This is a genomic window from Flavobacterium cryophilum (assembly GCF_048286555.1).
Classification (GTDB): Bacteria; Bacteroidota; Bacteroidia; order Flavobacteriales; family Flavobacteriaceae; genus Flavobacterium.
In genome coordinates this window covers 138,173-158,288 of record NZ_JBLVPZ010000005.1, presented here as the reverse complement: position 1 = coordinate 158,288, position 20,116 = coordinate 138,173, and the positions used below count along the sequence as shown (strand labels likewise).

At 36.6% G+C, this 20,116-nt stretch carries 10 protein-coding genes; all 10 read left to right on the top strand.

Annotated elements, in window-relative coordinates:
• Positions 1–1,440 carry a glycoside hydrolase family 125 protein gene (locus tag ACNQGJ_RS09530; protein WP_417972433.1) on the top strand — a complete coding sequence of 480 codons (1,440 nt, stop codon included), beginning with the start codon at positions 1–3 and terminating at the stop codon, positions 1,438–1,440.
• A gap of 144 nt (positions 1,441–1,584) precedes the next feature.
• Positions 1,585–3,315 (top strand): class I mannose-6-phosphate isomerase, encoded by a 1,731-nt coding sequence (locus ACNQGJ_RS09525; protein ID WP_417972434.1) that lies wholly within the window; start codon positions 1,585–1,587, stop codon positions 3,313–3,315.
• Between the two features lie 17 nt (positions 3,316–3,332).
• Positions 3,333–4,469 (top strand): ROK family protein, encoded by a 1,137-nt coding sequence (locus ACNQGJ_RS09520; protein WP_417972435.1) that lies wholly within the window; start codon positions 3,333–3,335, stop codon positions 4,467–4,469.
• Between the two features lie 45 nt (positions 4,470–4,514).
• On the top strand, positions 4,515–5,690 hold the full coding sequence (locus ACNQGJ_RS09515) for an MFS transporter (RefSeq protein ID WP_417972436.1): 1,176 nt from the start codon (positions 4,515–4,517) through the stop codon (positions 5,688–5,690).
• Between the two features lie 235 nt (positions 5,691–5,925).
• Positions 5,926–8,928 (top strand): SusC/RagA family TonB-linked outer membrane protein, encoded by a 3,003-nt coding sequence (locus ACNQGJ_RS09510; protein WP_417972437.1) that lies wholly within the window; start codon positions 5,926–5,928, stop codon positions 8,926–8,928.
• 23 nt (positions 8,929–8,951) lie between these two features.
• Positions 8,952–10,553, top strand: coding sequence for a RagB/SusD family nutrient uptake outer membrane protein (locus ACNQGJ_RS09505; RefSeq protein ID WP_417972438.1), 1,602 nt, complete (start codon positions 8,952–8,954; stop codon positions 10,551–10,553).
• A gap of 119 nt (positions 10,554–10,672) precedes the next feature.
• Positions 10,673–13,846 carry a GH92 family glycosyl hydrolase gene (locus ACNQGJ_RS09500; protein WP_417972439.1) on the top strand — a complete coding sequence of 1,058 codons (3,174 nt, stop codon included), beginning with the start codon at positions 10,673–10,675 and terminating at the stop codon, positions 13,844–13,846.
• Between the two features lie 48 nt (positions 13,847–13,894).
• Positions 13,895–16,165: a GH92 family glycosyl hydrolase gene (locus tag ACNQGJ_RS09495; protein ID WP_417972440.1), complete on the top strand. Its 2,271-nt coding sequence runs from the start codon at positions 13,895–13,897 to the stop codon at positions 16,163–16,165.
• Positions 16,166–16,357: 192 nt separating this feature from the next.
• Positions 16,358–18,727 carry a GH92 family glycosyl hydrolase gene (locus ACNQGJ_RS09490; protein ID WP_417972441.1) on the top strand — a complete coding sequence of 790 codons (2,370 nt, stop codon included), beginning with the start codon at positions 16,358–16,360 and terminating at the stop codon, positions 18,725–18,727.
• Positions 18,728–18,738: 11 nt separating this feature from the next.
• The gene (locus tag ACNQGJ_RS09485; protein WP_417972442.1) at positions 18,739–20,046 is read left to right on the top strand and encodes a glucosidase family protein; all 1,308 of its coding nucleotides are present in this window, start codon (positions 18,739–18,741) and stop codon (positions 20,044–20,046) included.
• Positions 20,047–20,116: the final 70 nt, after the last annotated feature.

Below are 20,116 nucleotides of genomic sequence, written 5' to 3'. Positions count from 1 at the left end.
ATGCAGTCACGTAGAAAATTTATTCAAAACACAAGTCTTTTAACAGCCGGTTTACTAACAATTCCTGCGGGATCATTTACTTTTGCAGCTAAAGATTTCACAAGTAAAAGACCTCCATTATCTGAAAGAAAATTTACCAGTATGGCTGTGGAAGCAGCAATAGTAAAGGTCAAAAAACAAATAGCTAATCCTGAATTGGCCTGGTTATTTGAAAACTGCTTCCCTAATACGCTGGACACCACAGTTAATTTTGAAATTATAAATGGAAAACCGGATACCTACGTAATTACAGGTGATATTGATGCCATGTGGTTAAGAGACAGTACTGCACAAATTTGGCCCTATCTGCCTTACATCAAAGAGGATCCCAAACTTAAAGAATTAGTTAAAGGAGTAATTAATCGTCAGACAAAATGTATTTTACTCGATCCTTATGCCAACGCCTTTTATAAAGATGTGAATCAAATAAGTGAATGGAAAAATGATCTTACGGATATGAAACCGGGAGTTCATGAACGCAAGTGGGAAATTGACAGCCTCTGTTATCCTATTCGTCTCGCACACGGGTACTGGAAACAAACTGGAGACACTAGTTTATTTGACAAAGACTTCAAAGAAGCAATGTTCTTAGTGTTGCAAACTTTTAAAGAACAACAACGATATGAAAACTTGGGTCCCTACAGTTTTCAACGAACAACAGCTTGGGCTACCGATGGAGTTCCTCTGGGTGGTTATGGATATCCAGTAAAACCATGTGGTTTGATCGTGTCGACCTTTAGACCAAGTGATGATTGTACTTTATTGCCTTTTTTGATTCCAAGCAATATGTTTGCCATTGAAGTTTTAGGTTATTTAAAGGAACTGTTTTCACTGACAGCAATCAAAGATGAATCTTTGGTTGCCAAAGCAAAAGAATTACAATCACAGGTGAAAAAAGGTCTGGAAGAACAAGGAATAATTAATCATCCCAAATTAGGAAAAATTATTGCTTTTGAAGTAAATGGCTTTGGCAGTTTTCACATGATGGACGATGCCAATGTTCCATCCATTTTATCACTCCCTTATTTGGGTGCAATTGCGGCAGATGATTCTCTATATCTTGCCAGCCGTAAACTAATATTGTCTGATAATAATCCTTTTTTTTATAAAGGAAAAGCTGGGGAAGGAGTTGGCGGGCCACATACTGGCGTAGATACTATCTGGCCTATGAGCATTATCCTTCGGGCTATAACCAGCGTTGAGGAAGATGAAATTAGAAAATGCATTCATACTTTATTGAAAACACATGCTGATACCGGTTTTATACATGAATCCTTTCACAAGGACGATGCAACAAAATTCACCCGCAAATGGTTTGCTTGGGCAAATACACTTTTTGGAGAAATGATCGTACAAACAAGTATTAATTATCCGCAATTACTCAAAGAAAAGAACGGTTAGTTTTCTTCTAAAAAAAATAGTGGTTTTTTATTTTGCACCTACTCTATTCCTTTTTCAATAGTCTAGGCAGGGAAACCTTATCACTAATTATAACCAAATATCCTTTTAAAAAGATGATCGGAATACCAAAAAAATTAAATAGTTATGAAATCCAATTACGATAAATTTCCTGCTACACTAACGAAAGGCTCACTATTCCTAGGATGGGAAAAGGTTATGGATCAGTTGAAAACGGAAATAAATAAAGAGCGGTTTTTACTGGTATTCGATATTTATATTGGAATTAATACCTCCGAATTTTTAAAAGCAATAGAAACTTTTAAACCGCTACTTTTTATTAATACTAGCGATTTATTTATAAAGGAAGAAGAAGTTTTAAAGATAACTTCCCGATTTATGACAAACGATAGTTTATTTGGTTTTCGAACTAATTTAGCAATGATTGATTATTTCGACCCTATAAAACTTGAAAAGGCAAGACAAGCAATTAAAGACTCTAATGGGCTAATTATTGTCTTCGGATCAGGGGCTGAATTGGTGGATAAAATGTTTGACAAATTAATTTATGCTGATTTAGCACGATGGGAAAGTCAGTTGCGATTTCGCAAACAATCTGCTCCTGCTTTAGGTACAGATGACAGCAAGGAAAGCTTTGCCAAACAATATAAAAGAGCTTATTTTAATGACTGGATAATTTGTGATCAACATAAAAAATCGTTGTTTAACAAGGTGGATTACTGGATAGACACGCACGTCGCCAGCAATCCAAAGATGATCGACAAAGAAACGTTCTTCAATGGAATTCATAAAACCATCGAAGGACCTTTTCGGGTGGTTCCTTTCTTTGACCCTGCTCCTTGGGGAGGTCAATGGATGAAAAAAGTGTGCGATCTGGATCAGAATACACCAAATTATGGTTGGTGCTTTGATGGTGTTCCTTCTGAGAACAGCCTACTTTTGAATATTAATGGAGACTGTTTTGAAATGCCTTCCATTAATTTAGTATTTCTAAAAAGTAGCGCATTATTAGGAGAATCTGTAAAATCTCGGTTTGGAGACGAATTCCCCATTCGCTTTGATCTTTTAGATACTATGGGAGGCGGAAATCTTAGCTTACAAGTACATCCTACAACTCAATTTATTCGCGATAATTTCGGAATACAATACACGCAGGATGAGAGCTATTACATCTTGGATGCGAAAGAAGATGCCTTTGTATATCTCGGTCTTCAAACTGGGATTGATAAAGAAAATATGATTAATGATCTCCATGAGGCTGAACAGGGCAAAATTATCTTTGACACCGACAAATACATTAATAAAATACCTGCAAAAAAACACGATCATTTCCTCCTGCCTGCGGGAACAGTACATTGTTCTGGAGCGAATACGCTGGTTCTAGAAATAAGCGCTACTCCGAGTCTGTTTACTTTCAAACTATGGGATTGGCAGCGTCTTGGATTAGATAATAAACCCAGACCTATCAATATTGAAAGAGGGAAAGAAGTGATTAACTGGGAATACCAAACGGATTATGTATATAAAAATATGGTAAACACGATTACTCCAATTGCAGAAGGCAAAGCTTGGAAAGAAGAATCAACGGGACTTCATCCTAATGAATTTATTGAAAGTCGTCGTCATTGGTTTACTGAAAAAGTAACGCATAAAACGAACAATAGCGTAAACCTGATTAATTTAATAACAGGAGATGAAGTCGTCGTGGAAAGTCCAGACGGAAAATTCGAGCCTTTTCACGTACACTACGCCGAAACATTTATTGTTCCCGCTTCTGTCGAAAATTACACAATTACTCCTTTTGGAACCGCTATTGGTCAACAATGCGCTACTATTAAAGCATATGTAAGAATTTAATATTTAAAATAATAAAAATGTATACAAACGATAATCGAATTGTGATGACACTTGATGCAGGAGGTACAAATTTCGTTTTCTCGGCAATTAAAGGAAATCAGGAAATTGTAAGTCCTGTAGTCTTTCCTTCCAATGCAGACAATTTGGAAAAATGTCTAAATACAATTAAAGAAGGATTTTGTATTATAAAAAAAGAATTAAAAGCTGATCCCGTAGCTATTAGCTTTGCCTTTCCTGGACCAGCTGACTATAAAAATGGCATCATTGGAGACCTTCCTAACTTTCCCTCTTTTCGTGGTGGCGTAGCATTAGGCGATTTTTTAAGAGAAAATTTTGACATCCCGGTTTTTATAAATAATGATGGAAATCTATTTGCTTATGGCGAAGCTTTAGCCGGCCTGCTGCCAGAAGTTAATAACAATTTAAAAAATGGAGGTAATACCAAACAATATAAAAACCTTTTAGGAATTACCATAGGTACTGGATTTGGAGCGGGTATAGTAATTAATAATAATCTAAATATTGGTGACAATGAGTGCGGTGGTGATGTGTGGTTATTGCCTAATAAAAAATTTCCAAATATAATAGCCGAAGAAAGTGTCAGTATTCGAGCAGTACAAAGAGTATATGCGGAAAGCGCAAAAGATAATTCTGAAAAATCACCAAAAGATATTTTTGAAATTGCCGAAGGAATAAAGCCCGGAGATAAAGAAGCAGCAATTAAAAGCTTTGCAGAACTTGGGGAAGCTGTGGGTGATGTAATTTCTCGAATTATTAATGTAATGGATGGCTTAGTCGTAATTGGCGGCGGATTATCAGGTGCTGAAAAATACATTTTCCCTGCTATTTTAAAAGAACTTAATTCTACTGTTGGAACCTTTGATAAAAATTACTATCCTGGTTTACAAATGGAGGTCTATGATTTGTCCGATTCTTCAGCTTATGTTGAATTTCTAAAAGAAAAATCAAACCTCATCAATGTACCCTTCTCTAAAAACCAAGTACGTTACAATCAATCTAAAAAAATTGGAATCGCAATATCAAAACTCGGAGCGGCGAAAGCCATTTCATTGGGTGCTTATGCCTTTGCTTTAGAACAGTTAAATAAAAAGGAAGAAAAGCTTACAAATAATAAAATACTGTCAAAAACATGATAGTTAATACCAAGAATTTAATTTTTTAAATTTAAAAAAATACAAATGGAAAATAACAACCATAATTTACAAAAAATACTTCCCGTTCTATTTGGTTTCTTTATTGTTGGTTTTGTGGATCTTGTTGGTACAGCCACAAACAACATTAAACATGATTTTAATTTGAGTGATTCCATGGCAGGAACATTGCCTATGGTGGTATTCCTTTGGTTTTTAATTTTTTCTATTCCCGTGGGTTTATTAATGAATCGCATCGGAAGAAAGAAGACGGTTCTTTTAAGCATGATCGTCCACATAATCGCTTTTTCATTACCATTAATTGCCTATAACTTTACAATCATTTTAATAACTTTTGCATTATTAGGAATAGGTAATACTATTATTCAGGTTTCCCTAAATCCGCTTTTGTCTAATGTGGTACAAAACAATAAATTAACTGCTAGTCTTTCTGCAGGCCAATTTGTAAAAGCGATATCGTCTTTCATGGGACCGATAATTGCCGCCTATGCCGCCAAAGAATTTGGGGATTGGACGCTTATTTTTCCAGTTTATCTGATAGCTACTTTGGCATCCTCCTTTTGGTTATTGGCTACACCCATCATCGAAAATCAGACCATTCACTCTTCCTCCTTCAAATCCTCTTTATCATTGCTAAAAAATCCAACGGTATTAAAATTGTTTATTGGAATTTTTACAGTCGTTGGCATTGATGTCGGAATTAATACAATAGCGCCAAAACTAATGGAAGAACGTATTCTTGGAATGACTTCCCTGAACTCGGTTTACGCGATTAGTGTCTATTTCATATTTCGTACTGTCGGTTCTTTTATGGGGAGTATATTACTGTCTTATGTTTCAGTTAGAAAATTTTATATCAGTAGTACTTTTATCGCTATGGGCTCTTTACTTGCATTGATTTTTGCTGATACTGTAAACATTCTGTACTTGTTTTTAGCCTTGGTGGGTTTATCAGTTTCTAATATTTTCTCTATCGTTTTTTCCTATGCCTTGCAAAATTTACCAGATAAATCCAATGACATATCCGCCTTATTGATTATGGGGGTTTCTGGAGGTGCATTATTTCCCTGGTTGATGGGCTTATCATCCGATAATTTGAACCTTCAGGCAGGAGCTTTAATAGTCTTAATACTGTGCTGTGCTTATCATATTTATCTTTCCGTTTTTGTAAAAAAAATAGACATTGAAACAGGTGATAATTAAGATAAAGAGATTAAAAATTTGAGAATAAAAAATGATTTTTAAATGTCCAGATGCCATAAAAATGTATCAAATAAAAACTTAAGTGCCTATGCAAAAAAAAATTTTTAATTAACAAAAAATCTTAAACTAAATAATTTTTTATTATATGAATATACATAAAAAACAGTCTGATTTCCACAGACTATTCAAATTGCGTTTCACATGTGTATGTAGCGCATTTATCTTTCTTTTTTCAATGACTTCCTTTGGACAAAATATCCAAATAACAGGCGAAGTACTAGACACTAAAAACAATACTTTACCAGGAGTTAATGTAGTTGTAAAGGGCACATCAATAGCTACAATTACTGATTTAGAGGGTAAATTTAGCATAGCTGTGCCAAATGAATCTTCAGAACTCGAATTTTCTTCTTTGGGATTTGTTACCAGTATTCGCCGGGTAGGTCAATTAACTATCATTAATATTGTGCTATCTGAAGACGCTCAGGAATTAGATGAAGTTGTAGTAGTGGGTTATGGTGTACAGCGTAAATCCGACGTTACTGGCGCCATAAGTAAAATTACATCCAAAGAAATCCTCGAAAATCCCTCTTTTAATGCGCTTGAAAGTATGAGGGGAAAAGTATCCGGAGTAAATGTTTACACTAATTCTGGCTCGCCTTCAGGGAGTAATAGAGTAGTGATTAGAGGGGTGGGTACCATTAACTCTTCTTCAAATCCACTATATGTAGTTGATGGAGTTGCTATGCAGGATTTTCAATTTCTAAATCCCAATGACATTGAAAGTATGGAAGTATTAAAAGATGCCTCTTCCACTGCTATTTATGGCGCTAGAGGAGCTAACGGAGTTATTTTAGTGACCACTAAAAGAGGGAACAAAAGTGATAAAATTACCGTTGCATATGATACTTATGTTAGTTTTGGTCAATTGAGGAAACAAATGGATGTTTTAGACTCTAATCAGTTACTGCAAGTAATTAAAACGGGCTATGATAATGCCCCTAAATATAATGACTATCAACCGGGAGCTGCACCTGTACTAACCACTAATGATCCGCGCTTATTTGATGCGAATGGACAGCCGCTTTACAATACAAATTGGCAAGAGGAGGCTACTAGAACTGCGGTCTCTCAAAATCACCAAATCAGTATTCAGCAGGGTGGAGAAAAATCCTCGGTAGGCGCTTTTTTAAATTTCACGGACAGTCAGGGGATTATGTTGAATTCCTATATGAAAAGGATCAACGCAAAGTTTGCCTTTGATGTTAAACCTAAAGAATGGTTTGATTTTGGAATTAACATGCTCGTTAATCGTACTAATGAAAATGCGGTAGAGGAAGATGGTGGCGGACAGTCACCCAGGAGAACTATGATTGAAATGCCTTCGTTTTTTCCTGTAAAATATCCCGATGGTTCCTGGAGTAATTCTTTAGGTACAACCGATAATTTTGGATTTGAAGGAATGGCAAATCCGGTTCATGTGCTACAAACTCAGGAGCGTTTGCGCAACCGTACTCAAATCTTCGGTAACGCTGCTTTGACCTTTCATATTTTACCCGGCTTAAATTTAAAAACCCAATTCGGAGTTGATAATCAGTATCGCAATTATAAAGATTATGGGCCCACTGATTTAGTAAATATTTCTGCCCCTAATGGTTTTGCTCAAATTGCAAATGAACAAAATCTATATTGGCAACAAGAAACTTTTCTTACCTTCAATAAAGATTTTGGAGAAAATCACCGCATAAATTCGGTGTTAGGTTTGAGCTGGCAGGAAAATAGTTTTGAAAGAAGTGGTTCTGCCACCAGAGGTTTCTCTGATGATTTCTTTAAATACAACAATATGGGAGCCGCCATTACTCCTGACCCACCAACGTCATTATCTGAAAGCTGGGCTATGAATTCGTATTTTGTACGTACCGGTTATACCTATAAAGATCGTTATTTGTCAACATTCACCGCTAGAATGGATGGTTCCTCCCGTTTTGGTGACCAAAACAAATATGCCTTCTTCCCTTCTTTGGGTCTAGGTTGGATCGCTTCAAAAGAAGATTTTTTTGTAAATAATCTTAAATTTATAAACCAATTAAAATTTAGAACTAGTTACGGTCTTACTGGTAATTCCGAAATTGGAACCTACCGATCTCTAGCAACTATAGCTTCCGGTACTGCTTTGATTAATGGAGAACGTGCTCCCTCATCCTACTCTAACAGACTACCCAATAGCAATTTAAAATGGGAAAAAACTTCACAATTTGACATCGGTTTTGACTTAAGTATGTTTCAAAATAGAGCTTCTCTCGAATTTGATTATTATTACAAATCAACAACGGATCTTTTATTAGATCGTCCGGTTCCGCACAGTACTGGTTTTACATCTGTACTCGATAATATTGGTGAAGTATCTAACCGTGGATTAGACATCTTAGTTTCAACAGTAAACATTGAAAACGATGATTTTTCATGGAACACATCATTAAATTTAAACTTCAACAAAAACCGTATTGAAAAATTAGGCACGAACAACGAAGATATTGAACCAGGTCCTTTCTGGGTATCAGGGAGTCAGACTATCTTGCGCGTTGGGGAGTCTTTGGGATCTTTCTATGGATATACCCGTTTGGGAACTTGGGGTACTGATGAAGCGGCTGAAGCAGCCCTAGTAAATCAAATTCCGGGCGAGGCTAAAAGATCAACTACAAAAAGTATTTTAGGAAGTGGTTTACCCGATTGGACTGGAAGTTTTATAAATAAATTAAGATATAAAAATTTTGATTTTATCGTGGACTTTCAATTTGTTAAGGGAGGCGAAATTCTTCAACAGTTTTTTCACTCCACTCAGGATAGAACGGGTTACGGTAATGGTTTAGTTGAAACACTAACCGAAGCTTGGACCGAACAAAATCAAAACACAATGGTACAGCAAATTCGAAATGGTCCTATCAGCGGTCAAAGTTCGGAAATGGACAGCCAGTGGGTTTCTGACGGATCTTATCTTCGGCTTAACAGTGTATCTCTTGGATATAACTTCTCGGATACATTTCTTGAAAAAAGTGGTATTAACCGTTTAAGAATCTATTCTACATTAAACAATGCATGGGTTTTAAACGCAAAATCCTTTAAAGGATTTGATCCCGAAGGATCTTCACAAGGGGGAAATCAATGGGGACAGAATATGTTTTTCTTTCAATATCCAAGACCAACCACGCTCACTTTTGGACTTAATGTTAGTTTTTAATCAACCTTTAATTGAAATTTAATATGAAAAAATCTATTATACTTTTAACGGGACTCCTTTTAACGCTGAACTCTTGTTCTGATTTCTTAGTTGAAGAGCCCTTAAGTGAAATTACACAAGATCAATATTTCACGTCTCCTAACCATGCTTATGCTGCCGTTAATCAACTATACCGAGGGGGAATTCAGGATCTTACTTTTGCAGGTAGTGCTTATAACGGACCTAAACTAATGAGTGGCGGATACATGTCTGGTTTCTTTGATAATCCCAACTATAAAGGGCAGGAACAATTTATCATTCAAAGCCAAACATTGAGTCTTAACCCTCAAACAAGTGCTGGTTATCTTGATGGAATTTGGGATCCTTGCTATAGAGCAATTGCCAGAGCTAATTTTGCTATTGAAAACATTCCTGTAACTCCGGGATTAAACGATAATGAAAAAAAACAACTTTTAGCACAAGCCTACTTCTTCAGAGCGTTTAATTATTTTTATTTAGTGAAATATTTTGGAGACGTACCCTTGATTATTGATACCCTTCAAGAGGATATTTATGTTTCACGTACAAGTTCGAAAATAGTATACGAGCAAATGATTACGGATCTTACTTATGCTAGTAAGGAAGGAAATTTAAATGACCTTCCTATGCCAAAAAACAATTTTAGAATTTCAAAAGGTGCTGTAAATACCCTTTTGGCTGATATTTATTTGCATATGAGTGGATTTCCGGTTCAGGAGAATAAATATGCCGAGGCGGCAAAAACAGCTCGGGAAATTATCAATTCAGGGAACTATAGATTAATCCAAAATGGAAATACAACTAATAATAGTGCCTACAATATTATGAGAACTTCTGATATTGAAGATGAATACATGTATCAGGTAGAGTATATGTCTGGAATTGCAACTAATGGATGGATGGCAACCTATTCTTTTCCAACAGGTGCAGTCAACTGGCCTGGGCAAATTTTTAAATATGCTATTACCACCGCAGTCTTTTTGCCCCGCCCCGAATTACTAGCTATTTATGATAGCACCGAGGATATTAGAATTCAGGAAAAGCAATTTTTTCATTCCCAGTTTACCTATGATTATTCCAATTCTACCGGTATAAAAACGGAGACAAGAAATTTCCCAACAATGCCCTATTTGTGGTTTGACCAAAATGCTTTATTTACTTCAGGGCAGCAGGACAAAGATTTCAAAATTTACCGTTATGCCGAAGTATTGCTTATTGCTGCAGAAGCAATTGCCAAAACGGAAGGGGTCACGGCAGAAGCAAGAGGATATTTAGCACAGGTTAGAAGCAGAGCTTCAATTTCCGGTAAGAATGTACAAACTATTTCAAACGAACTGGCTGCTTTATCTTCCAATCAATTTATTGAAGAAGTTTGGAAAGAAAGATTAAGAGAGTTTCCTCTTGAATTTAAAATCTGGGAGGATATGCAACGTACTCGCAAAATAATGAAAACTAACATTACTAATAAAGGGATAATCTCTTTTATCGATCTTATTGGAGCTACAAATACTTGGGGAAATACTTTTCAGGCCAGAGATCTTCTTTATCCTTTATCCGCAAATGAAATGCAACGTAATCCTAAATTAATTCAAAACGAAGGTTACTAGAATATAAAATATATTGAAATAAAAAGGGAGGAAAAGCGAACGTTGCAAGTGTTGAAAGCAACTTTCTCTTCCCTTTTTTATTTTTGAATTAAGGGTAATTAAATAAACAAAAAAACAGCATGCAAAATCTAACATACCTCCTTTTCTTATTCTTTTTAATACCAGGATTAAAGAAAGATAGCGCTGAAACAAAAATACTTTGGCAAATTGGTATTGAAAACAACAAAGCCGATGAATTTGCATTGAAATCGTATGCTTATCAGGACTTTCTGAAAAAAGATTTTGGTTGGGAAGACCGCTATTATCTAATTGGCGTTTCAAAGCCAGAAAAAGACTGGCCCTATATCATCCCGGGTCCTCAGGATAAATGGGGAGGAACTGGCGGTACTTCAGGGATACGAACAAATGTGATGAATATTGTATTTGGAATGGATAAAATTCCAAAACAAGGAAAATATAAATTAATTGTCACCGTTTTAGAAGCTTCTGAAAATTTTGAATCGCTGCTAAAAATAACCGTGAATTCTAAATCTTGGAAATACAAACTGAAGCCAGGTACTGGTGACATTAATCTTAAAAAAAATAAAAACAAGCGAAGCTCGCAAACCATAAGCATTGACATTGCTCCTGGGATATTAGCAACTAATGGGAATGAAATACACCTAGGAATTATTGAAGGTTCCTGGCTTATTTTTGATGAAATAAGACTCGAAGGCCCCGCTACTACCAGTGTGTCAAAAATGAAGCAAGCTGCCTTTATACGAAAAGTGAAACCCGCGGATTATGAATTGAAAAATAAAGCGATTCAACCCTTATTGATTGATGTCGAACATTTGTACGGCACGCCGGAATTGACAGTTAAATTAGATGGCGATCTGATTTTTAAACAAAAAATGGAGCAGGGTCGTTACTTGTTTGAGGCACCTATGCCAGCGGTGTTAAGTACTCAGGAATCGAATTACAGTATCGCTTTAGACGGTAAAACAATTGAAAACGGTATCATAATTAGGACCCCTCAAATCGAAGCGTCAGCAACTAATTATGTAGATACACAAATAGGAACGGCGCACTCCAGATGGATGATTGCTCCGGGACCATGGATGCCTTTTAGTATGGTAAAACTAAGTCCTGATAATCAAAATGCCGGTTGGCAATCCGGATATGATCCCTCTTTTGAAAGTATTGGTACTTTTAGTCACATCCACGAATGGACTATGGCTGGATTAGGAATGATGCCTACATCAGGAAAACTTAAGACGGATATTGGAGATCAAAGTGTCGATACTATCAATCCGTTATCTCTTGCTAAAAACAACAATTTAAAACCACCATTATCGGGTTACAGATCCAGAATTGATAAGTCTTCCGAAAAAACACCTGTTGGATACTATAGTGTCAAATTAACAGATTATGATATTTTAGCTGAACTAACAGCGACCAATCGATGCGGCTTTCAAAGATATACTTACCCAAAAGAGGTCAATGCCAGGATAATGATTGATTTACAAATACCATCCGAATACAAGTATCTCATTCAGGATGCTGAGATACGACAAATCAATAATCGAAGAATTGAAGGATTCAGCAAACAACTCTCCGCAGATGCTTGGTCTGGAGGAGTCGATCAGGAATACACCATTTATTTTGTTATAGAATTTGATCAGGATATCAAAAAATTTGGAGGTTGGGAGAATGAGCTTGTATCAGAAAATAGAAGTGTTAAAGGTATTAACCTATCCAAAATAGGCGCTTATGCAGAGTTTGATACTCGAAAAAATCAAATAATCCAGACACGCTCTGCAATTTCATATGTTGATATTGAAGGGGCTCGCCTGAATCTCAAGACAGAAATATCGGATCCCTTTAAATGGAATTTTGAAGAGATCCGTCAGGCTCAGGTTGATTCTTGGAATGAGATCCTAAATCGAGTTGAAATTAGTTCAAATGACAAACGGGAGAAAACACGTTTTTATACCAACCTGTACAGATCCTATTGCAGGAATACCTATAGTGATTCTGATGGTCGGTGGGTTGATGCTACCGAAAAAATACAAAAATTCTCCGATAATGGTGCCTTTGCCTTAGGATGTGATGCCTTTTGGAATACCTTTTGGAATTTAAATCAGGTGTGGAATTTAATAACCCCAGAATGGTCAAGCCGATGGGTCAAATCGCAATTGGCCATGTTTGATGCTAATGGATGGCTGGCTAAAGGTCCCGCAGGTATGGAGTACATTCCCGTGATGGTCGCAGAACATGAAATACCTCTTTTAGTAGGAGCCTATCAAATGGGAATACGCGACTATGATACCGAAAAACTTTTTACCGCGGCAAAAAAAATGCAAACAACGCTTCCTCAAAAAATTGGTGGTGGCTATGCCGGAAATGAGGACTTAGCACCCTACTTAAAATACGGTTATGTCCCTTCCGATAAAGGACGCTTTTCCAATAGCCTGGAATATTCCTTTGACGATTGGACTGTGGGTCAATTGGCACTAGCCTTAGGCAAAAAGCAAGACTACGAAATATTTAATGATCGAGGCAACTGGTGGAGGAATGTTATTGAACCCAAAACCGGATATGCACAACTTCGCAATAGCGATGGCATCTGGCAATCGGACTTTGATCCGTTTAAATCGGGGGCAAACCATCATTATGTAGAAGGCAATGCCTGGCAGCTCACCTTTTTTGTTCCTCAAAATATACCTGCTTTAGCAAATGCAATAGGAAAAGATCGTTTTATTGAACGTTTAAATTGGGGTTTCGAACAAAGCGAACCCTGGAGATATAATGCTCCTGGAGATCAATATTGGGATTTTCCAGTCGTACAGGGAAATCAACAATCCATGCATTTTGCTTTCTTATTTAATTGGGTCGATCAACCATGGAAAACTCAAAAATGGTCAAGGTCAATACTGGATCGTTATTATGGATTTGATATTTCAAATGCCTATTTAGGGGATGAAGATCAGGGCCAAATGAGTGCTTGGTTTATAATGGCGGCATTGGGCTTATTTCAAACAGATGGTGGTACCCGCTTAGACCCTATTTATGAAATAGGGAGTCCATTATTTGAAAAGGTCACCATTGATCTGGGACAAAAATACGGTCGGGGACAAAAGTTTATAATCGAGGCAAAAGGATCCTCAAGAAAAAACATCTATGTACAATCAGCCAACCTTAACGGAAAAGTACTAAATAGTTTTCAATTTCCGGCAAGTGAATTGCTCAAAGGAGGCAAACTAAGTCTAATCATGGGGCCAAAACCCAATAAAAAATGGGGAACGCAATAGATTAAAAAATATAAGTAGGACATCAAATAATAACTTTAAAATAAACATATGAATTATTTCGCAAAAAAAGGTTTATTACTTTTTTTCCTGGGATTAGCTTTTGGTTCCTGTCAAAAAGATTCAGAAAAAAAGATTGATAACCTGACACAATTTGTAGATCCTTTCATTGGTTCAGGAGGACATGGCCATGTTTTTGTCGGTGCCAGTGTTCCTTTTGGCGGGATCCAGTTGGGTCCCAGTAATTTTTATAAAGGCTGGGACTGGTCTTCCTCCTATCATTATTCAGATAGTATTGTAAAAGGTTTTACCCATCTAAATTTAAGTGGGACAGGAATTTCTGATTTAGGGGAACTTTCGGTTTTGCCAACTGTTGGAGTTCGAAAAGTTTGGTCCGGAAATCAAGACCGACCAAAAGAAGGTTATGCCTCTTTTTACAATAAAAAAACAGAAGCCGTAAAACCGGGCTATTATACGGTAAAATTAGAGGATTATAATATTAAAGTGGAACTCTCTGCTACAGAACGCGTAGGCATTCACAAATATACTTTTCCTGAAAATAAAGAATCCAGAGTAATTGTCGATTTAAGCGAAGGAAACTCAGATGTTGCTGTAGAAACCTTCATGCGTCAAATTAATGACACTACTTTTGAGGGCTATCGCTATTCAAAAGGATGGGCTGAAGATGAAAGAGAATATTTCTCCTTAATACTCTCAAAACCGGTAAATAATTTTGTGATCTATAATGAAAACACCAAGGTAGAAGGTAACGAAGCTACAGGAAAATTTATCAAAGGGTTCTTGGAATTTTCGACCACTGAAAAGGAAATTCTGTATCTAAAAATGGGAGTTTCACCAGTAAGCATGAAAAATGCCTCAGCTAATATTCGAGCTGAAATTCCAAACTGGGATTTTGACAAAGTAGTGGCCGACGCCGATGCAAAATGGAATAAAGAGCTTTCAAAAGTAACTATCAAAACGAAGGATGAAACTAAAAAAAGAATATTTTATACCGCTTTATACCACACCATGATTGCTCCCAATGTCTATAACGATGCAAATGGTGAATATAGAGGAACAGATAAAAAAGTATATCCGGATCCTGGATTTAACAACTACACTTTATTTTCGCTTTGGGATACCTATCGGGCAGCACATCCCCTTTTCACAATTACCCAACCCAATCGAGTAAGTGATATGATCAATTCCATGCTTCTGATTTTTAAACAACAAGGAAAACTACCAGTATGGCATTTAAGAGGGAATGAAACTAATACTATGCCCGGTTATAGTGCTATTCCCGTAATTGTCGATGCCTGTCTTAAAGGATTCGAAGGAATTAATTTAGAAGAAGCCTATCTTGCCGTAAAAACTACTGCCACTGGTGATTTTGAGCCAGGGGTGAAAGATATGATGAAATACGGTTACATACCCGCTGACCATGGTCCTGAATCAGTGGCCAGCGCTATGGAATATGCCATTAGTGACTGGGCTATTTCTAAATTAGCGGAAAAATTAGGCAAAAAAGAAGATGCTAAATACTTTGCTGAAAGAGCGAAAGCCTATAAAAAATACTTCGATCCTGAAACAAGATTCATGCGAGGAAAATTATTAGATGGCAGCTGGAGAACTCCGTTTGATCCCGTTTCGGCACAACACAGGATTAATGATTATTGCGAAGGAAATGCTTGGCAATATTTATGGATGGCCCCTCAGGATCCTGAAGGTTTAATAGCACTTCTTGGTGGTGATAAACCTTTTGTTGCAAAACTGGATGAACTTTTTAGTCGTTCATCAAAACTAGACGAAGGAGCTTCAATGGATATTTCTGGATTGATTGGGCAATATGCACATGGCAACGAACCGAGTCATCATACTACTTATATGTATGCATATGCAGGAGAGCAATACAAAACCGCTGATAAAGTAGACTATATTTTAAATGATCTTTATACCGACAAACCCGATGGTTTGAGTGGAAATGAAGATTGTGGTCAAATGTCAGCCTGGTACGTTTTTTCTTCTATGGGATTTTATCCCGTAAATTCATCCAATGGAATGTATGTATTTGGCAGACCTTTTTTTGATGAAGTAACAATTGCTTTACCGGGCAATAAAAACTTTAAAATCGAAACAGAAAACAATAGTTCCAAAAATATCTACATTCAATCGGTTACTTTAAATGGACAAAAACATTCAAAATCGTTTATCACTCACAAGGAAATTATAAAAGGAGGAGAACTTAAGTTTGTAATGGGAGCAAAACCAAATCTTGTATTTGGAAAAAAACAAGAAGATCGTCCTAAATCAATTGTCTATTAATAAATTACAAAGTTAAAATTTTGATTCTGATGTTCTAATAGTAAATACTATTTCACATTGGAATCAGATTTTATCGATTTGATAAGCTATCATATCTGTGCATAACCTTCCTACTACTTTCCTTTTAAAGTTTTGATAATCTAAATCTAAGGAATTTCTTTTTTCTTTTCTGGAATCTAAAAAATGCGAATCATGAAAAAAAAAATAATTGCATGTATTATAATTGGGATCGCTATAAACCTAAATTCAGTAGCGCAAACCAAAATAAATAGTCACATAAAAACTTCAAATGACTCAACACAATGGATCAATTACGTAAAACCTAATATTGGTACCGCTCATTCTCGTTGGTTTTTCTATACTCCTGCTGCGCTGCCTTTTGGAATGGCAAAATTAGGCCCCTCCACAAATGGGCATTATGGCAATGCTTCCGGTTGGGAGGCTGTTGGATATGATTACCGCCATGCTTCAATCGAAGGTTTTGCCGCTTTCCATGAATTTCAAATTGGAGGTATTGTTACTGCAGCAACGGTTGGTGCTATTCAAACCATTCCGGGTAAACTCGAAAATCCGGATGAAGGATATCGATCCCGATTCGATAAATCAGAGGAATTTGCTACCGCAGGATACTATTCTGTTTTGCTTAAAGATTATAATGTAAAAGCAGAATTGACAGCAACAAATCGGGTGGCATTTCAAAAATACACATTTCCAAAAAGTAAGCAATCGAATCTAATTTTTGATATTGGAAATCAGCAAGGGGAAAGTGGTAAGATAAAAAAAGCTTTTGTAACGCGAGTCGATAATAATAAAATAGAAGGATATGTAATTACCGAGCCTGAATATGTCAAAGTGTATCAGCCAGGGGCCACTGTAAGCATGTTTTTTTCTGCTATAATTAGCAAAAACCCTGAATCATGGGGTACTTTTCGAAACAATACTGTTTTTGCTAATGCCCAAAGCATAGAAGGCGTTGGAGCCGGAATTTATCTGGTTTTTGATACCGAAAAAAACGAAAAAATTGAAGTCAAAATGGGATTATCCTACACTTCAATTGAAAATGCTAGACTCAATTTAGCAACGGAAGCGGCTGATTTAAACTTTGAGAAGGCCAAACAATTGGCAACAGAAACATGGAATAATCAATTAGGACGCATTGCCGTTGAAAGCAAAGACGAAAAGTCGAAAATAAAATTTTACACAGGCCTGTATCATGCTCTTTTGGGAAGAGGCCTTGCTAGTGATGTAAATGGTCAATATCCTAAAAATAATGGAAGTGTTGGACAAATTACTCTGAATAATAATGGGGTTCCTCTACATAATCATTACAATACTGACGCTGTTTGGGGTGCTTTTTGGAATCTCACGCAACTATGGGCTTTAGGCTATCCGGAATATTATTCTGATTTTATAAAAAGTCAACTACTCGTTTATAAGGAAACGGGCTGGCTTGGAGATGGAATAGCAAACAGCCGCTATGTCTCTGGAGTTGGCACCAATTTTGTCAGCTTAATTATAGCATCCGCTTATTCCTGCGGCATACGAGATTTTGATATTGATCTGGCCTATGAAGCGGCACTCAAAAATGAAATCACTTGGGACAATCGTCCAGAAGGAGCCGGCAAAATGGACCTCAAACCTTTTGTAAAAACAGGCTTCATCAATTTTACGAAACCTTTCGGTAAAAGTGATGCCGAAGGCTCCGGATTTAGTGCCTCTCACACTTTAGAATATGCTTTTAGTTCCTTTGCTGTAGCCCAAATGGCAAAACAACTTGGTAAAAAAGAAGATTATGAAAAATTGATGAAACAATCTAAATCATGGGAAAATCTTTATGATCCAAAAACGCAGCTAATTCGTCCTAAAAACAATCAGGGTAAATTCATAGATCCTTTCGATCCTTATGCGCCTTGGATTGGTTTTCAAGAGGGAAACGCAATCCAATATACCTTCTATGTACCGCACAATCCGGAACGTTTAATTGCTAAAATTGGAAAAGAAACCTTCAATAATAGATTGGACAGCATTTTTACTCTTTCGCGCAAAACAGTATTTGGGGGCGGTAAAGAAATTGATGCTTTTGCAGGTATAAAAACACTGTACAATCATGGAAATCAACCTAATCTTCACATTTCATGGCTGTTTAATTTTTCTGACAAGCCCTATCTTACCCAAAAATGGACTCGTGCTATTTGTGACGAATTTTATGGTACGGAAGGAATTCATGGTTACGGTTATGGTCAGGATGAAGATCAGGGTCAATTAGGAGCTTGGTATGTCATGGCTGCTATCGGTTTGTTTGATGTAGGCGGTTTAACAAAAAAAAATCCAGAGTTCCAAATTGGAAGTCCCCTATTTGATAAGGTAACAATCAACTTGAATCAGAACTATTACAAAGGGAAACAATTCAGTATTGAAACCCGAAATAACAGTAAAAATAATTTCTACCTGAAAAACATAAAATTTAACGGCAAGAACCAACTCAATACCTCTATCCCCTTTTCTGAAATAACTAAAGGCGGTACGCTGCTACTAGACATGTCTAATAAACCAATTCAATAAAGAAAACGATTATGAAAACATATTTTTCTTTTTTAATCCTCACAAATATACTCTTTTTTTCCTCCTCTGCAACTGGACAAAAAGTGCTTATGAAGCCCGAATTGGCTCATGAAATCAAAACAGACACCCGTTTGAAAACAGTAGCTGAAGAGGCCCTAAAGCTCGTTTCTTCTGGTTTTAATGCAGGAGATGGATATTCCGAAGTATGGATTCGGGATTTAAATACTTTTACGGAACTCGCAACAAAAGTAGCCGATAATGAAAAACTGAAAGAGGCCCTGCTTAACTTTTTTAAATTCCAGGGAAAAGATGGTAATATCATGGATGGATATACTGAAATTAAAAATGCCAATAGTGATGGTGTCTTTTATTACAGCAAACTCGTTCCGGGATTTGCTGCCCACAAAAACACTGTGGAAACAGATCAGGAAACTTCTCTAGTTCAAGCTTTATATAAATATGTAAAAGCTACTGGCGACCGCTCTATTCTAAAAGTACAAATTGACAACATCACTGTGGAAGAACGGATGGGAAAAGCATTAAACTTTTTACTGGAACATCGTTTTGATGAAAAATACGGCCTACTTTGGGGTGCTACCACAGCCGATTGGGGTGACGTACAACCGGAGCATGATTGGGGCGTAATCATCGACAGCTCCAGTCATTTTGCAATTGACATTTATGACAATGCCATGTTTGTTATTGCGCTAAACAATTATATTGATTTATTAGCCCTTGACAATCAAAAGAAACCTTGGCAACAAATCAAAGAAAAAATTGTAAGCAATACTAAAAAACACCTTTGGGACCAAAAAAATAATAAATACAGGACTCATATTTATCTCAAGGACTCGCCCTTCCCTAAAGATTTTGATGAAAATAAAATCTACTATCATGGTGGTACCGCTATTGCAATTGAGGCGGGTTTACTGAATAAAAAACAAGTAAAACAAGCTTACGAAAAAATGAAAGCGAATGTGAAAGCAGCAGGAGCGCAGACTATAGGGCTCACTCTTTATCCCGTTTATCCAAATGGTTTTTTTAAAAACATAGGAATGAGTGAATATGGCTATCAAAATGGAGGAGATTGGACTTGGTTTGGTGGCAGAATGGTACAACAATTAATACACTATGGTTTATATGATGAAGCATATGAAGCACTTTCTCCTATGCTAGACAGAGTGCTACTACACAAAGGATTCTACGAATGGTGGACACCTGCAGGAGAACCTATGGGCTCTGGTCAATTTAGGGGCTCAGCGGGAGTTCTATGGTCAGCGATTGAGCGGTTAAATAGTCAGACTAGTAGTAAGAGGTAAAATTATGTAATTATTGAAAGTTATATAAATCAGCTTAATGGACGTATAATCTTTACCCTTGTTGGAAAAA

Excerpts from the sequence above, each read along its gene's own strand:
- ACNQGJ_RS09530 (WP_417972433.1), top strand. The coding sequence starts at position 1 with ATGCAGTCACGTAGAAAATTTATTCAAAACACAAGTCTTTTAACAGCC.
- ACNQGJ_RS09525 (WP_417972434.1), top strand. The coding sequence starts at position 1,585 with ATGAAATCCAATTACGATAAATTTCCTGCTACACTAACGAAAGGCTCA.
- ACNQGJ_RS09520 (WP_417972435.1), top strand. The coding sequence starts at position 3,333 with ATGTATACAAACGATAATCGAATTGTGATGACACTTGATGCAGGAGGT.
- ACNQGJ_RS09515 (WP_417972436.1), top strand. The coding sequence starts at position 4,515 with ATGGAAAATAACAACCATAATTTACAAAAAATACTTCCCGTTCTATTT.
- ACNQGJ_RS09510 (WP_417972437.1), top strand. The coding sequence starts at position 5,926 with ATGACTTCCTTTGGACAAAATATCCAAATAACAGGCGAAGTACTAGAC.
- ACNQGJ_RS09505 (WP_417972438.1), top strand. The coding sequence starts at position 8,952 with ATGAAAAAATCTATTATACTTTTAACGGGACTCCTTTTAACGCTGAAC.
- ACNQGJ_RS09500 (WP_417972439.1), top strand. The coding sequence starts at position 10,673 with ATGCAAAATCTAACATACCTCCTTTTCTTATTCTTTTTAATACCAGGA.
- ACNQGJ_RS09495 (WP_417972440.1), top strand. The coding sequence starts at position 13,895 with ATGAATTATTTCGCAAAAAAAGGTTTATTACTTTTTTTCCTGGGATTA.
- ACNQGJ_RS09490 (WP_417972441.1), top strand. The coding sequence starts at position 16,358 with ATGAAAAAAAAAATAATTGCATGTATTATAATTGGGATCGCTATAAAC.
- ACNQGJ_RS09485 (WP_417972442.1), top strand. The coding sequence starts at position 18,739 with ATGAAAACATATTTTTCTTTTTTAATCCTCACAAATATACTCTTTTTT.